General features: G+C 47.2%; 16 protein-coding genes and 1 tRNA gene. 5 read left to right on the top strand and 12 right to left on the bottom strand.

Annotated elements, in window-relative coordinates; genetic code table 11:
* Positions 1-43 precede the first annotated feature (43 nt).
* Positions 44-487 (top strand): cytidine deaminase, encoded by a 444-nt coding sequence (gene cdd, locus ACXAGC_RS17465; protein WP_474845977.1) that lies wholly within the window; start codon positions 44-46, stop codon positions 485-487.
* Positions 488-509: 22 nt separating this feature from the next.
* On the opposite strand, the gene ACXAGC_RS17460 is transcribed toward cdd, so the two are convergent.
* Together ACXAGC_RS17460 and pnp are read right to left on the bottom strand one after the other, a co-directional pair.
* A complete protein-coding gene (locus tag ACXAGC_RS17460; protein WP_119501227.1) occupies positions 510-800 on the bottom strand; it encodes a DUF1244 domain-containing protein in 291 nt (96 codons plus the stop codon).
* A 107-nt stretch (positions 801-907) separates the two neighbouring features.
* Positions 908-3,028 (bottom strand): polyribonucleotide nucleotidyltransferase, encoded by a 2,121-nt coding sequence (pnp, locus tag ACXAGC_RS17455; protein WP_474845809.1) that lies wholly within the window; start codon positions 3,026-3,028, stop codon positions 908-910.
* Positions 3,029-3,289: 261 nt separating this feature from the next.
* Between pnp and ACXAGC_RS17450 the strand changes: the two genes are divergently transcribed.
* Positions 3,290-3,844, top strand: coding sequence for an HNH endonuclease (locus ACXAGC_RS17450; protein ID WP_119501225.1), 555 nt, complete (start codon positions 3,290-3,292; stop codon positions 3,842-3,844).
* 2 nt (positions 3,845-3,846) lie between these two features.
* Here the strand turns inward: ACXAGC_RS17450 and ACXAGC_RS17445 are convergent, their stop codons facing one another.
* From ACXAGC_RS17445 to ACXAGC_RS17425, 5 genes are all read right to left on the bottom strand, one after another.
* Positions 3,847-4,734 (bottom strand): mechanosensitive ion channel family protein, encoded by an 888-nt coding sequence (locus ACXAGC_RS17445; RefSeq protein WP_442858461.1) that lies wholly within the window; start codon positions 4,732-4,734, stop codon positions 3,847-3,849.
* 110 nt (positions 4,735-4,844) lie between these two features.
* Positions 4,845-6,092, bottom strand: coding sequence for a glutamate-5-semialdehyde dehydrogenase (locus ACXAGC_RS17440; protein WP_474845807.1), 1,248 nt, complete (start codon positions 6,090-6,092; stop codon positions 4,845-4,847).
* Positions 6,089-7,198 carry a glutamate 5-kinase gene (gene proB / locus ACXAGC_RS17435; RefSeq protein WP_474845805.1) on the bottom strand — a complete coding sequence of 370 codons (1,110 nt, stop codon included), beginning with the start codon at positions 7,196-7,198 and terminating at the stop codon, positions 6,089-6,091. Before proB ends, ACXAGC_RS17440 begins: the two co-directional genes overlap by 4 nt.
* 14 nt (positions 7,199-7,212) lie before the next feature.
* Positions 7,213-8,712 (bottom strand): sodium/proline symporter PutP, encoded by a 1,500-nt coding sequence (putP, locus tag ACXAGC_RS17430; RefSeq protein ID WP_474845803.1) that lies wholly within the window; start codon positions 8,710-8,712, stop codon positions 7,213-7,215.
* 345 nt (positions 8,713-9,057) lie between these two features.
* Entirely contained in the window at positions 9,058-10,056 is a 999-nt protein-coding gene (locus ACXAGC_RS17425; RefSeq protein WP_474845801.1) for a DNA topoisomerase IB, read from the bottom strand.
* A 403-nt stretch (positions 10,057-10,459) separates the two neighbouring features.
* On the opposite strand from ACXAGC_RS17425, the gene ACXAGC_RS17420 reads away from it, so the two are divergent.
* Positions 10,460-11,011, top strand: a complete 552-nt coding sequence (locus ACXAGC_RS17420; protein ID WP_474845799.1) for a hypothetical protein — start codon at positions 10,460-10,462, stop codon at positions 11,009-11,011.
* Positions 11,012-11,068: 57 nt separating this feature from the next.
* On the opposite strand, the gene ACXAGC_RS17415 is transcribed toward ACXAGC_RS17420, so the two are convergent.
* On the bottom strand, positions 11,069-11,599 hold the full coding sequence (locus ACXAGC_RS17415) for a DUF2878 domain-containing protein (RefSeq protein WP_474845797.1): 531 nt from the start codon (positions 11,597-11,599) through the stop codon (positions 11,069-11,071).
* A 148-nt stretch (positions 11,600-11,747) separates the two neighbouring features.
* Here ACXAGC_RS17415 and ACXAGC_RS17410 point away from each other — a divergent pair, with 148 nt between their 5' ends.
* Together ACXAGC_RS17410 and ACXAGC_RS17405 are read left to right on the top strand one after the other, a co-directional pair.
* On the top strand, positions 11,748-13,367 hold the full coding sequence (locus ACXAGC_RS17410; RefSeq protein ID WP_474845795.1) for a diacylglycerol kinase family protein: 1,620 nt from the start codon (positions 11,748-11,750) through the stop codon (positions 13,365-13,367).
* A 28-nt stretch (positions 13,368-13,395) separates the two neighbouring features.
* Entirely contained in the window at positions 13,396-14,700 is a 1,305-nt protein-coding gene (locus tag ACXAGC_RS17405) for a DUF2254 domain-containing protein (RefSeq protein ID WP_474845793.1), read from the top strand.
* 2 nt (positions 14,701-14,702) lie between these two features.
* On the opposite strand, the gene ACXAGC_RS17400 is transcribed toward ACXAGC_RS17405, so the two are convergent.
* From ACXAGC_RS17400 to tpiA, 4 genes are all read right to left on the bottom strand, one after another.
* Complete coding sequence (locus tag ACXAGC_RS17400) at positions 14,703-14,861, bottom strand: YqaE/Pmp3 family membrane protein (RefSeq protein WP_119501215.1); 159 nt, start codon at positions 14,859-14,861, stop codon at positions 14,703-14,705.
* Positions 14,862-15,046: 185 nt separating this feature from the next.
* Positions 15,047-15,131 (bottom strand) — tRNA-Leu (locus tag ACXAGC_RS17395).
* Positions 15,132-15,138: 7 nt separating this feature from the next.
* A complete protein-coding gene (gene secG, locus ACXAGC_RS17390; RefSeq protein WP_119501131.1) occupies positions 15,139-15,525 on the bottom strand; it encodes a preprotein translocase subunit SecG in 387 nt (128 codons plus the stop codon).
* A 10-nt stretch (positions 15,526-15,535) separates the two neighbouring features.
* Positions 15,536-16,282, bottom strand: a complete 747-nt coding sequence (gene tpiA, locus ACXAGC_RS17385) for a triose-phosphate isomerase (RefSeq protein WP_474845790.1) — start codon at positions 16,280-16,282, stop codon at positions 15,536-15,538.
* Positions 16,283-16,324: the final 42 nt, after the last annotated feature.

The following is a 16,324-nucleotide window of genomic DNA, read 5'->3' as shown; positions in this document are numbered from 1 at the left end:
CCGATGGCTGACACCATCGCCGATTTGGTAAAAAAAGTAAAGCCTGAGCCACCAGAGAGATGTAATGGAAAATAAAAGAATAACACAACTGAAAGAAACAGCCCAGGCAGCAAAGCAACATGCCCATGCCCCCTACTCCGGTTTTCATGTAGGTGCCGCCGTGCTCACCACCGGTGACAGTATCTTTGCCGGCTGCAATGTAGAGAACGCGGCTTATCCGCTTGGTCAGTGTGCAGAAGCCACAGCCATCGGAGCAATGATTGCAGGAGGCGCCCGGCAAATTAAGGCCATTGTAATAGCCAGTCCCAATGACAGCTTCTGCTTCCCTTGTGGCGGATGCAGGCAAAAAATAGCTGAGTTTGCAGGTGATGACACACCGGTGATTCTGGTGACTGACGACGGTAAAACAGAAACCTATACTGTTGGCGATTTACTGCCCCATGCTTTTCGTTTCAGTAATTTACAGGCTGATAAAGAACACGCATAAAAAACGGCCTGCCGGCCGTTTTCTATTTTTTCTTCGCTTCCATGGCTGCGAGCTGCTCAGCGGTAGCCGGCAACTGGTGTTTTTCCTTCCACTCGCTGTAAGGCATACCGTAAACCGCTTCCCTGGCCGCTTCGTAGTCTACGTCAACACCTTCATCTGCCGCTGCCTTGCTGTACCATTTAGCCAGACAGTTACGACAGAAATCCGCAAGAATCATCAGGTCGATATTCTGCACCTGTTTATTATCATCCAGATGTTTCAGTAACCGGCGGAAGGTTGCTGCTTCAATTCTGGTCTGTTCATCGCTGGTCATATTCCACTCCTGATCATTATCCGTGTGCACCGGCGAGCCGGCAACGGACAGGTAAAAAACAAAAAGGGCGCCAGAAGCGCCCTTTTCAACAAGGTGAAAATAAAAGCTTATTCGCCTTTATCTTCTTTTGCTTCTGCAGGAGCCGGCTTTTCAAGCAGCTCTTTGATGCTCAGACGTACACGGTTCTGACGGTCAATTTCCATGACTTTCACGTCAACCATTTCGCCTTCTTTCAGGTAGTCGGTCACTTTGTTCACACGCTCGTGAGCGATTTGTGAAATGTGAACCAGACCTTCCTTACCAGGCAGTACTTCTACGAATGCACCGAAGTCTACGATACGGGTGATCTTACCGTTGTAGGTTTTGCCCACTTCGATTTCAGCCGTTACGCCTTCGATCATGCCGATAGCGATATCTGCTTTCGCACGCTCAGTCGCGAAGATCTTAATAGTACCATCATCTTCAATTTCGATGTTGGTATCAGACGCTTCAGTGATAGAACGAATCATCGCACCACCTTTACCGATTACGTCACGGATCTTGTCCTGATCAATCTTCATGGTGTAGATGCGCGGAGCAAATTCGCTCAGCTCTTCACGGTGACCGGTGATCGCCTTATCCATTACGCTCAGAATGTGTAAACGGGCTTCTTTTGCCTGTTTAAGTGCAATCTGCATAATTTCTTTGGTGATACCTTCGATCTTGATATCCATCTGCAGCGCAGTGATACCGTCGTTAGTACCGGCGACTTTAAAGTCCATGTCACCCAGGTGATCTTCGTCACCCAAAATGTCAGACAGAACTACGAAGTTTTCGTCGCTCTTAACCAGACCCATTGCGATACCCGCAACAGACGCTTTAATTGGTACACCGGCATCCATCAGGGCCAGAGACGTACCACATACAGACGCCATTGAAGATGACCCGTTAGATTCAGTGATTTCAGAAACCACACGTACTACATACGGGAATTCTTCTTCAGAAGGCATAACCGCCTGAATGCCGCGCTTCGCCAGACGGCCGTGGCCGATTTCACGACGCTTAGGAGAACCGATCATGCCGGTCTCACCTACACAGTATGGAGGGAAGTTGTAGTGCAGCATGAACTTGCTGTCACGCTTGCCCTGCAGTTCGTCAATCATCTGTGCGTCACGTTCTGTACCTAAAGTGGCAACAACCAGTGCCTGCGTTTCACCACGGGTGAAAACAGCAGAACCGTGAGTACGTGGCAGTACGCCAGTCGCTACGTCTAGTGCACGAACCATAGCAGGCTCACGACCATCGATACGTGGCTCGCCAGCAAGTATACGTGAACGTACTACGTCACTTTCCAGATCGTGCAGCAGGTCAGACGCTTCTTTCGCGTCCTGTTCAGGATTCGCTTCAAGAATTTGAGCCAGCGCTTCTTCAGTAACCTTAGTTACCGCATCTTTACGCTCAAGCTTGTCAGATATCTGGTAAGCCGCAGTCATGCCGCTTTCAGCCAGTTCTTTTACTTTCGCTTTCAGTTCGGTGTTTTCAGCTTTAGGCGCCCAGTCCCATGCCGGAGTATTTACTTCAGCAGCAAAAGACTTAACAGCTTCAACAACCGCTTGCGACTGTTCGTGACCGAACATTACCGCACCCAGCATGACGTCTTCAGACAGTACGCTGGCTTCAGATTCAACCATCAGAACAGCACTTTCAGTACCGGCAACCACCAGGTCAAGCTGGCTTTCAGGCTGCTCAGAGAAACGTGTATTCAGGATGTACTCACCATCTTTGTAACCAACACGGGCTGCACCAACAGGACCGTTGAAAGGAATACCGGAGATAGCCAGTGCCGCAGACGTACCAATCAGTGAAATGATGTCAGTCGGGATTTCAGGGTTCGCAGAAAGTACGGTAACAACAACCTGTACTTCATTGAAAAAACCTTCCGGGAACAGTGGACGGATTGGACGGTCAATCAGACGGGCTGTCAGTGTTTCGCCTTCTGAAGGACGGCCTTCACGTTTGAAAAAGCCACCCGGGATTTTACCGGCAGCGTAAGCTTTTTCCTGATAGTTAACCGTTAACGGGAAGAAATCCTGATCGGCTTTCGCTTCTTTTTTACCAACTACAGTTACCATCACAGAGGTATCGTCCATGCTGGCGATGACGGCTGCAGTTGCCTGACGCGCGATAACGCCAGTTTCCAGAGTTACAGTATGCTGACCATACTGAAAAGAATGAGTAATAGGAGTCACTATTTGTCCTTTATTTTCTTTAATATATATATTCGCTTTTGAACGCGGCGCATAGTATAGCCGCGATAATTACCTAATGCCATTATCAAATGCCTGAAAGCCGCTGACTGCCGGATTTATCTCCTTAAACTGCAAAGATTTTTTGATTTGCTGTTTGCAGGCGAATTAAACAACAAAAAAACTTGGCAATTGATTACTTTTTCATCATATTGAAATATAAAGCAGTATGCTATAAGAGTCACACATGAGGAGATGTCCCTGATGCTGGTATTAAGACTCAACAAAGCGGGTATGCCACAGGAATGGGTTTTGCCTGAAGAGGCTGCAAGGCTTTATTGTCAGGACAAAGTGTTGTTCGAACTTGGTGCGACCGCCTGTACCCTGCACGGTGGCTGGAATAATGCCGGAATCCGGAGCGAACTGACGTTATCCAGCATTATTGCCTGCGACGGAAAAGTGACTGATGTAAGCGGAAAGATTGCGTTATGTAACCGTTATCTTTTCCGCCGGGATGATCATTTATGCCTGTATTGCGGTCAGCGCTTCAGCCCCGGCCAGCTCACCCGCGACCATATCATTCCACGATCCCGTGGTGGTCAGGATAAATGGACGAATGTCGCCACAGCCTGCGGGCGCTGTAATCACGCCAAGGGAGCCCGTACACCGGAAGAAGCTGACATGCCGTTACTTGCCGTTCCTTTCAGGCCAAATCTTTATGAACGTTTCTACCTGATGAACCGGCGTATTCTGGCTGACCAGATGGCTTTTCTGAGCAGTCACTTTTCACGACAGCGTAACTGGCAGGAAGGCGTATAGCGCTATTCCTCTGCTACCGTTTTGCCGGACGGGCGATTGGCTGTGGCAATTTCACTGTGCCACAGCGCCATCCAGTCTTCTGATATTTTTTGCTGCAACGTATGGGCTTCATCAATGGGGCAGAACAAAGACACGGTGATGCGCAATTTAGCAAACTGATTGGTTTCAATTGCGATATCCGGATCGATATCAATAAACTCCGCTTCCATATGGCGTTCGATTAAACTTTTATAACGTCCGGCGACTTCACGGAAATGTTCGCAATGCTTCAGCGTCCGGGTTTTAAAAGCAGGCAGAATTGCATAGGGATTCGTCTCCGGCTCCATGACCAGAGTAAAACTGTGCAGGGTGTAGCGTCGCAGGAAGTTAAGATTTCTGATTGGCTGGGTAACCAGCTGGCTGTTCGGAATATACAAATGCTTACCGGTGTAGGTATGGGATTCGGGATCGACTTCCAGCAGCGCGGTTTTAGCCCAGTCCATTTCCACCACTTCACCACGAATATTATTCATCTCAATCCAGTCACCCACGCGAAACGGCCGGGCGCCGAGGTAATAAATAAATCCCATAAAACACTGAATGAATTCACGGGTAGCAAAAACAATGGCCACCATAAAAGCAGCAATGGAGATTGCGAGGTTCTGGATTTCGGTGGACCATACCATGATCAACAGCACCAGTAAGGTTGCGTTACCCAACTGTTCAATGATGTTGATGGAATGACGTCTGTCTTCGCCGGTTTTTTTACTGCGTTTTTTAAGCAAACGTAAAATGGCACGTTTAGTCAGCAAAAAAACAATGATCAGGACTGCAGACGCCGGCAGTTTGTGGGACTGGGAAAAATCGGCAACCTGTTGCCACCAGGCTTGAAAATCAACGCTGATGTCTATCATAAAACCTACGTAAGAACCGGATTAACATAAAAAAACACCGGGCTGTTGCCCGGTGCTTTGGATTATCGCAATTCAGTACTATAAGTACAATGCGGACCAGTGAAAAGTTACGATCTCACCTGCCCTGTTCCGTTAACGAGGAATTTCTCAGCGGTGAGCGATTCCAGACCCATCGGGCCATAGGCATGCAATTTAGTGGTTGCGATACCAATTTCTGCTCCCAGCCCGAGCTGACTGCCGTCAGAAAAACGTGACGAAGCGTTTACCATCACAACTGAGGCGTCGACAGCACGCTGGAAGTAGTTCGCTGCATCAGCGTTTTCGGTACAAATAACTTCGGTGTGGTTACTGCCGAAATCAGCAATATGCTGAATAGCGGCATCGAAGTCTTCAACCACACGTACGGCGATTTCCAGTCCAAGGTACTCTTCACCAAAAGCATCATCAGCAATAACATCTGCATTATTGAAGTACTGCGCACCTTTGTCATTTACATGCACTTTCACATTGTGCTCTTCAAAGGCTTTCGCTACCTGAGGTAAAAAGTCACCGGCAACAGCCTCATGCACCACCAGACCTTCCAGTGCATTACACACACCGGTACGCTGTGTTTTACCGTTCAGCAGCAGCGCCATAGCTTTATCCAGGTCAGCATCTTTATCTACGTATAAGTGACAAACACCTTTGAAGTGCTGGATTACCGGCACTTTAGAGTTGTCCGTTACGTAGTTGATGAGCCCTTCACCACCACGCGGGATAATGACATCAATGTAATCACGCTGCTCCATCAACTCCTGCATTAACGCACGGTCCGGATCAGGAACCACACTAATCAACTCTTTCGGTAACCCGTGCTTTTCAAGTACATCCTGCAATAACCCGGCAATTGCCAGACTGGTATCCAGTGCTTCTTTACCGCCACGCAGGATAACGCCGTTACCGGATTTAAAACACAGTGCACCAGCGTCAGCCGTTACATTAGGTCGTGCTTCATAAATCATGCACACTACGCCTAACGGGATACGCATTTTCTTAATTTCAATGCCATTCGGACGGGTACCGATAACACGTTCCTGCCCGACAGGATCGTCCAGCGAAATAATCACTTCAATGCCTTCCGCCATGGCTTCAATGCGTTCATCATTCAGCGTCAGACGGTCAATCATAGCTGCATCCAGACCATTCTCTCTGGCCCGTGCAACTTCTTCAGTGTTGACCTGTTTAATTGACGCTGTATTAGCACGGAGAGCCGCTGCCATGTCTTTAAGCACGGCATTCTTCGTGCTTTCATCCAGTACCGCTAATTTCTGTGCGGCTTGTTTGGCATTTTTTGCTAATGTCGTAATTAAACTCATTCTTTCTCCAGATTTGCTAAATTCTTTTTCGAAATGATGGGGCCGGTTTTTTCTTCAAACTCCGACGCAAACTCATCATTTTCCTGATTGGCGATAAAGTTAAGCAGGCAACTGCTGTAATTCGAGCGTGCCTTCACCAGTTTGGTCCCGTCATCTTTTCTGACGATGATGGTGTCTCCCACCGAGAACTCACCTTTAACGTCCACAATTTCTTTGCTGGTCAGCGATTCTGCATCTTCAGACAGGATCGGCGCAAATTCACTTTCTACGATCACCTCACCCTGCGCGCGGGTTGTGTGTCTCATCCAGTGCTCGTTTTCTGCCATCGGCTTCTCATGAGCAATGAAGTGAGTACCCGGATTTTTTCCGTCCAGCAGCATATTAAACGAAAGCTCGGTAAAACCATTAATAATGAAAGTATCTATACCATGCGATACCGCTTTCTCTGCTGCTTCAATTTTCGTGCGCATGCCGCCAGTACCCACACCGCCTTCAACAGCCCCACCAGCCATGTCATAAATTTGCTGATCGATATGCTCAACTTCCGACAGTAAAGATGCATCATCATTGGTATGCGGATTTTTATCATAAAGACCATCCACATCAGAACAAATAATTAATGCATCCGCATCAGCAGCTGCTGCTACCATCGCAGATAAGTTATCATTATCGCCAACTTTCAACTTGTCTGTTGTTACCGTATCGTTTTCATTTACGATAGGAAGAATGTTGTGATCAAGCAGACTGAAAATCGTGTCCCGGATGCTCACGTAACGCTCACGGTCACGTAAATCAGCATGTGTCAGCAACATCTGTGCCGAAGGAAAGTCAAATAACCGGTCCCAGGTAGCCATCATTTCTGTCTGACCCGCTGCGGCCATCGCCTTCTTCACAGTAATATCGGTACGTTCTCCATCAGGGAACTGATGTGCACCTGCGGCTACTGAGCCTGAAGATACCAGCACAACCTGTGTTCCCATCGCACGGCATTTCACAATGAACTGTGCAATACTGAGCAGATAGTGACTGCTGCAGCCTTTGCGGTTCGGTGAAATTAAAGCACTACCGACTTTAATGACAATGCGATTCCAATTTTTACGTATCATAATATCAATTTACCTTAAGATTGTTGATTCGCCAGTTCCCGGTTCGCTTCGCTGAACATCGCCGATACTTCAGACGACGGGGCCTTGCCCATAGCGGAGAACAACCACAGTGTTACTGTGCTTACAGCAAACCCGGGGATAATTTCGTAAATAACACTACTCAGTGTTTTCCCGTCTTCCAGGACAGGAACATAAATCCAGACCAATACCGTTGCCGCACCACTGATAATACCAGCCAGCGCTGCGTTATGTGTCAGGTCACGTTTATACAAACAAAACAATACCAATGGTCCGAAGGCTGCACCAAAGCCTGCCCACGCATTGCTCACCAGAGACAAAATTGTATTCGACGAGTCCAGTGCCAGTAGCAACGCTGCTATCGCAACCCCTGCTACACCAAAACGTCCAATTTTCACGGTGTCTGATTCACTCACCTGTTTCTTACTGACCACACGATAAATGTCTTCAGTCAGTGAACTCGCCGATACCAGCAACTGCGATGAAATCGTACTCATGATCGCAGCGAGAATTGCTGCCATCAAAAAACCGCTGATTAACGGATGGAACAATAATTGAGAAAACACAATAAATATTGTTTCCGGATCGTCAATCGCAAGGCCAAACTGATTAGCATAAGCAATACCGACAAACCCCGTTCCCAGTGCACCTGTGATTGTTACCAGCATCCACGACATACCAATATTCCGGGCAGTAGAAATTGCCTTTACTGACCGGATTGCCATGAACCGTACAATAATGTGCGGCTGGCCAAAATATCCCAGCCCCCACGCCAAACTGGACACCAGTCCAATCAAAGTGACGCCTTCCCAGGATGCGACCAGGCCAGGTATCGACTCATGAGCTGCATTATTCATTTGTGCAATACTGTCAAACTCTGTGAATGCAACAACCGGTACGAGTACCAGAGCGACAAACATAATGCATCCCTGAACGAAATCGGTCATGCTGACGGCTAAAAAACCACCAAGTAGAGTATAGGATACAACCACGCCCAGCGTGATTAATAATCCCCACTGGTACTGTACGTCGAAAGCACTCTCAAACAGCTTGCCCCCGGCCACCAGACCAGCAGACGTATAAAGCGTGAAAAACATCACGATGATGGCAGCAGAAACAATTCGTACTCTTGCGTCGGATTTACCGAACCGTTTCGCGAAAAATTCGGGCACAGTCAGTGAGTCATCTGCTACTTCTGTGTAAACCCTCAGTTTGGGTGCCACCAACAGGTAATTAGCCAGTGCACCGGCAACCAGACCGATAGCAATGTAAAGCGCATCAAATCCCGATAAATACATCGCTCCCGGTAATCCCATTAACATCCAGCCGCTCATGTCTGAGGCGCCTGCTGATAACGCTGTAACCTGAGGGCTGACCTGCCGGCCGCCGAGAATATATCCTGAGATATCGCTGGTAGATTGCCTGTACGCAAATAAACCAATTCCCAGCATTGCCAGAAAATACAGGGCTAAAGAGATGTAGCCTTCAAATTGCATAACCGGTATTCAGCTCCTTACTTTAAACAGATAAAGAAAAAGGCGCCGCATGCGCCGTTTTGTTTACCTGACCAATTAATTTGAGTTCTAACTATAGCAAAAAAACGCAATTACCTTCAAGTCTAATTATTTGAAACACTGACTTTACGGCTTCTTGCTGCCAATTTCTTCATTACCGGATTCAGCAACACTCCAACAATAAAAGAAAATTCAAATCATTGTTTTAGAACATATAAGCAACAGAAAAATAAATTAGCTTAGCTATCAGACACAGCAATTCATGCCAGTTATACGCTAAAAATTGTTTTTCAGATTAAAACTACCCTGTTCAGCAAGTTGACAGTTTTATGACACAATAATTTGAGCAAGACGCTGTTCAATCGCCGAAGTGAGCTTGTTGCCTGGTTTATTCTTTTCCAATATCCCTTCGATCTCCATCAGAGTCTGCTGACGATTTTCTTCCTCTTCACACAGAGAAATTAGTTTCGGGTGAATGTAATATTGCCGGCACACTGAGGGCGTATTGCCGAGCATGGAAGCAATGTGCTTAACAAAAGTCGTATCCCAGCGCCGGCGCTGGTTTTGCAGATACAAATTCTCCACATCCGGCAGTGACAAAAGACCGAAACGGGATGCCCCCCAAGTTCTGAAATCTTTGCAGGAAAAATCATCGCCAAGACGGGAGTGAATAAAGGCATTCACGTCACCACTGTCAACGTCCTGCCAGCGGCCATCATCACCGGTGTAACGAAAAATTGCGTAACCCTGCGCCTGCGCACTGTCACACACCAGGCTGGCTAATTTTGGATCTGAGATATCTACATGACGCTCCTTTCCGTGCTTTCCGGTAAAACTCAGCGACACCGCTTTACCCTCTTTCTCAAGATGCTGCCTGCGTAATGTGGTTAATCCGAAGGTACTGTTTTGCTCAGAATAGACCTTATTACCTGCCCTCAAACCCGTGTGGTCTAACATCAGGCAAACAAGGGCCAGACTCTTTTCGCGGGACCATCCTTTAGTGTCTACAGCACGCCAGCAGAATTGCCGGAATTCCGGTAAAGCGTCTGCAAAGTCGCTGAGTTTCGAAAATTTTTCCTGCTGACGTTGTTTATGCCAGTTGTCGTGATAAATATATTGTTTGCGACCCTTTGCATCGATACCGGTTGCCTGCAGAGGTGCGGAAGCGTCACCCGCAATGTGTACATCACGCCAGTTGGGAGGAATCACCATTTTACGGATGCGATTAAGCTTGCGCTTATCCTGCAGTTGCCTGCCACTCTCGTAGCAATAACTGAAGCCCTTACCTCTGCGCTGACGCACAATATTTAATTCACTTTTTTCCATGTTACAGTCCGGTCTAAAAAAAGATGGATGCTCTGGTGCGCCCTTTAACAACCCTAAGCAAATAAAAAGCCAGACTCCTTCGTGATGCTTGCAGGCAACTCATATCGCTGGCGTACGTTTTTTTGTCGCCGGAAACACTGCGGAAACACTGGTTGATGAGTCTGAATAATTTTCAGTAGTTACGAAAATTATTCAGACGAAACCATGAAAATCTTATATTCACCTCTCTAGCACTTAAGTAAGTACAATAAAAACAAGAACCTGCAAAAAGGAATAAAGTTTGAATATATCTGTTTGACCATGAGTATTTGAATATATTAATCAGGTCCGGTGTTAAGAAATAGTTTAAGCGTGACACGTGTTCTCTTAATCCCGCTCTGAAAGGAACGTAAAGGTAAGAAATATGAGTAACAAAGCTACATTGACTGACATTCATGCGATTGTACATGCTGAACACATTCAGGTAGCTGCTGTCTATGATTCACAGCAGGATGCGCTAAATTCGATAGCGTCTGTTATCGCTGAAACCGCAGTTGAAAAAGATCAGATTACTTTGATAAACCCTATGGACCCTCATTTCAGTGAGAAACTGGAAAGAGTCAGTAGTAAAATAGGCAAAACATTATGGTCGTCTCACCTGAAGCTGGGCTTTGCCGGGCTTGTTGCCGGCTTAATTGTCGCGGCTCTGCTCGTCCAGTTCGGACCGGCACTCACTAAAAACAATCCCTTATTCACGTACATCGCGCTAATCAGTCCGGGACTGTTTATCGGGCTGTTCATCGCAGGACTGACAGGATTACGTCCTGACCGGCACGAAATTATAGAAACTGTCAGATCGGCCATAAAGCGCAAGAAGTACGCACTTGTTGTGAACCTGAAAAAGGGTCAACAAGTTAACAGCATAAAAACGTTGCTGGGTTCGCGGGGACACAAGGTCACTGAAGCAATTCAGTAGTACGGATGACTGGACTGACGAATGTCTGGTCTCATTACCCTGTCGTCCCGGCTGCAATCAGCTCCCAGCAGCGGTTTTGCCTTCCCGGCCGTTGAGAAAGGCATCTGCGTAGAGACCAAGCGGAACCGTAACGGCCCATAGTGCACTGAGTATGCCGAGGGTTAATACCGTATCAGCCGGAAATACAACGGCACCTGCCTGTGCACCGGCGTAATAGCTCAGCGGACCTGACACGGCGCCCAACACTGCAGCAAGAGCATATCTGCCCTGTAAGTAATCGAGGCTGACACGCAACATTAAACCAAAGGCAATCCACAACGAAATAAGCCATATAGGTATCAGCCAACCTTCATAGTCACTGAATGCAAAAAATCCTGACCAGAGCAACGCGCCATCAATGACACAGCCATAAATGGCAATCCCTGCAGCCATTATCAGGTCCGTTTTTTTACGGGGAGACAGGATGAAAAACGCGGCAATAAGTAGCCCGATAATGGCGACATGCTCCGAGGTGTAAAGAATAGCCAGAAACCAGATAGTCTGAAACCAGACAAAGTACAACACTTTTCTTATCGCAGAGGCCGGCATAGGTTTCCTTCAGGTAATCAGGTTAAAGATAAAATGAAAGTGACAACAGCGAATATATTTCTCCTGTTGCTAACAGGATTTTTAACCGTTTTAGTATTTCATTACGTAATGACAGCAGCATAGTTCAATACAGGAAAGGAGACACTTTGTGAAAATGGTGAAGTATTATCTGGCCGGCGCGATATTAGCATTTGCACTGGGTTTTCTTATTCCCTGGTGGCCTGCAGTTGTTGTTTTTTGGTGGAGCGGATTTTCACTGGCAGCCGTTTCACTGGCGTACATCGTAAACTACCCTGCTCTTTTTCGTAAACGTGAAGACGGCTCTATCCCCTTCTACATCAGGTGGATATTCATCCCTTTTTTACTCGGTACGGGAACCTATAATGCATGGGCTAGAAAATACGACAAAGTACCTCCTATCCAAAGAATTGAGCCTCAGTTGTATCTTGCCTGCAGATTGTCAGGTAGTGATGTCGCGGCGCTGAAAGAAGAAGGCGTGGATGCCATTCTTGATGTCACGGCTGAATTTGATGGCCTTGACTGGTCTGCGTACCAGTATGACTGTGCTTATCTGAATATCCCTGTTCTTGATCATACCAGTCCGACACCGGAACAACTTACCACTGCCATAAACTGGATCCAGCAGCAAACGTCAGCAGGAAAAAAAGTCGTTGTACATTGTGCACTGGGACGGGGACGTTCAGTACTGACAGTTGCAGCCTGGTTACTGGCAAAAGATCAGACGCTCTCAGTGATGGATGCCATGAATCAAATCCAGTCTGTCAGACAAACGGCCAGGTTAAACAAAAAGCAACTGGCGGCACTTAAGAGTGTTAAATCTGGTGGCCGCCTCAAATTGACACGTACATTGTGCCTCATCGCCAATCCGGTCGCCGGTGGCGGTAAATGGGAGCAGGAAAAAGAACATATTCTTTCAGAACTAAACCCTCATTTCAGGGTAACGGTAAGTGAAACCACCCCGGAATACTCAGCAACGGAGCTTGCTGAGAAGGCGCTCAATCAGGGTACGGATATCATTGTCGCCTGTGGCGGTGACGGAACAGTCACTGAAGTAGCCAGTGTATGCACAGACAACCGTGCGGTGCTGGGTGTTATTCCTCTTGGCACGGCAAATGCCCTCAGTCAGGTATTCCATGGTTACATCAGCAAACTCATGCCCATTCAGACGGCCTGTGATGTCATTATCGACGGACACACACGGGCCGTTGATACTGCAATGTGCAACGGAGAACTGATGTTACTGGTTGCAGCCGTAGGCTTTGAACAGGAAATGATTGCGTCTGCTGACCGTGAAGAGAAGAACGAAGGCGGACAGATGGCTTACTTGCGCGGTTTATGGCAGGCAATATCTGCAAACACCGACATGAAACTGGAGGTCAGTTTTGACAATAATGAAACTGAGACCATTACTACTCCGAGCTTCGTTATAGCGAATGCTGCACCGGTGACCACAGCACTGGCTCAGGGCGGCGACGAACCGGACGTAACCGACGGAAAACTGGACATTACCTGGCTGACCTCACAGGAGGACAGTGAAACACAGTTTCTATCGCTGGCCGAACTTATCTTCACGACTAAAACCAGTAAGCAAAATTCAGGGCGAATAAAACACAGACAGGTAAAAAGTATCACCGTCACCCTTCCTGAGCAGGCAAGTTATGCCATCGACGGAGAAATACGTGAAGCAGATAAGCTGGAAGTACAAGCGATACCCGGCAACCTCACCGTACTGACTGCCCGCGATTAGTTCGAACAGGAAAAGGGAACGCCTGACTATGATAAAACCTGTCACCAGCTTTGCCAGAGCAAGATGGGAAGGAATACGTGCCAGTTACTGGTTTATACCAGTATGCATGATGTTTACTGCATTTTTGCTGGGTTACACTCTGATTTACTATACGCCGGAGGTAGTGTCTGAAGCGGTATTCAAAAACCTTATCCCTCCGGTACCTGCCGAAGAAGCCAGTGATCTTATCTCTGCAATTGCAACGTCTATCATTACTGCCACGAGCATAGCGTTCTCAATGACACTGGTCGCTCTGACCATGGCATCTTCTCAGTTCGGGCCCAGACTGCTGCAGACATTTATGGACGACCGCGGTACCCAGTGCGTACTGGGGATCCTCACCTCCACCTTTATATTTTGCTTAAGCGCACTCCACCGCATCAGTGTCAGTGACACCGATTTGGTTATATCTTCAGTACTCTCGCTGATTGTCCTTGCCATCGGTATTGCTGACACTCTGGTATTAATTTATTACATTCACCATATCGCCAGATTTATTCAGGTGGATGAAATCATTAACCGCTGTTACCGCGAGTGCACTGACAATCTGAAAAATTTATTTGCACTGACCGACGAGGAGAAGGGCCACCATCGCCTTGCACCGGCCCTGATCAACGATAGTCCTGTCACTACGCATCTCTCGCTGGACAAAGCCGGGTATATCCAAACCATAGACTATCTCAGCTTGTTGTCCGGTGACGGTATTGACGGCGTGAAAGTGTATGTTCGTGCCGGTGATTATGTGGTACCCGGTGAAACAATTATCACTGTGCACAGCAGTGAAAAGCTTAGCAACGACAGCCGTGATTTTTATCTTTCGTGTTTTGTGCCGGGTAAGCGCAGAACATCATTGCAGGACCCGGAATTTTCATTAACGCAACTCGTGGAAGTGGCACTCAGAGCTCTGTCACCCGGCATCAATGATCCGATAACAGCAATGACCTGTGCAGACCGTCTCACAGCCGTTTGCTTACTGATGTCCGAATGTGAATTTCCCTGTGACACGGTGATGAACAGTCATGTCGACGTGTGGATGCAACGAAGGACTTACACCTTTGAGTCTGTTCTTAACACTGCATTTGACCAGATAAGGCAGGCGGGCTCATCTCACGTGGATGTAATGTTGCATCTCCTTGGCTGTCTCAAAACATTGAAAGAAAAGTTGCCGGAAGAATACAAAGGGACAATTCAAAAGCAGGTTGAGGCTGTCAATGACCTTGCAGCCCTACATCTGCATTGCGAAAAAGACAGGAAAGATGTTGCGGCTGCCGTGAATGCAGCCGCAACAGTCTGAACTTAACGGGTTGCGATGATATACACTGCGTGAACGATTCCAGGGATGTAACCCAGTAACGTCAGCAGAATATTAATCCAGAACTGCACCCCGATGCCAACCTGTAAAAATACACCCAGCGGAGGCAGTAAAATTGACAGTAATATGCGAAGAATATCCATAGTTTTCCCTTTCTGTTGACTAATAAATACAGTTACAAGGGATGAAGCCAGAATGATGCCAGAATGTTAAGGGCAAATATGAAAAGCCGCACTGTCCGCTGAGTGTTACCTCCGGCTAACCGCAAAGAAGGACAAATATTACAGACATAAAAAAAGCCCCGGCGTTTAAGCCGGGGCTTTCAGTTTGGTGCGGAAAGCGGGACTTGAACCCGCACGACCGAAGTCACCACCCCCTCAAGATGGCGTGTCTACCAATTCCACCACTTCCGCAAAACTTTTAGTTAGGAATATCACCTTCTGCTGAATCTGTTGCCGGTACGTCAGAAACCGGAACATCAGATGCATCTGCAGCAGGAACATCATCAGCAGCAGGTAATTCCTGTTGCTCTACAGGAACTTCAAGATCCTGCCAGCCGTCTTCGGCTTTTTCTGTGTTCGCTGTGATGTTACCTAAGAATAAACTCAATACAAAAAATAAGGTAGCCAGTACAGACGTGGTTTTGGTCATAAAATTACCAGAACCCGAAGAACCGAATACGGTATTAGAACCACCGCTACCAAACGAAGCGCCCATGTTTGCACCTTTACCCTGCTGGATAAGTACAAAACCAATAAGCATCAACGCTACAATCAAATAAGCGACTAAAAGCACTTCGTATAACATAATTACCTCGTCAATTTGCCGCCTGGCAGATTGCGTTAAAATCTGACGCTTTAAGACTTGCTCCGCCAATTAAGCCGCCATCAATATCAGGCTGGCCGAACAATTCTTTTGCGTTATCCGGCTTCACACTGCCGCCGTATAATATCTGCATTGAAGCAGCAAGTGAACCGTCATATGAAGCAATGAACTCACGAATGAATTTATGAACATCCTGAGCTTCCTGCGGCGACGCTGTAACACCCGTACCGATTGCCCAGATTGGCTCATAAGCTATAACGGCATTTTTCAGTGAAGAAACCGGAATCAAATCGAATACGGCTTTCAACTGTGCTTCAACAAACTCGTTAACTTGTCCGGCTTCTCTTACTGAAAGAGGTTCGCCACAACAAATTACCGGTGTAATTCCTGCTTCAATCAGCTTCAGGGCTTTTTCAGCAACCAGTTGACTGGATTCACCATGGTCATCACGACGCTCTGAATGCCCGACAATACAATATTTGCAGTCAAACTCTTTCAGCATTGTGACGGATAAATCGCCGGTATGTGCACCATTATCACATGCACTCACATCCTGAGCACCGGTGGCGATACCTTTACCTGAGAAAGCTGGAATAAGAATTGATGGCGGACAAATCACAACATCAATATTTTCTGCTGCAGTCCTGTCAAAAGACGCTGCAAATTCTTCTACCAATGAACGACTTCCGTTCATCTTCCAGTTTCCGGCAACCAGAAGCTTACGACTCACTGTATCCACAATTTATCCCTGCCCTGACCTGAAGCGGGCCTGATATTAACG

Source organism: Alteromonas sp. AWJ4_197, assembly GCF_056160285.1.
The sequence above is the reverse complement of the archived record's forward strand: the minus strand, read 5'-3'. Positions and strand labels throughout refer to the sequence as shown.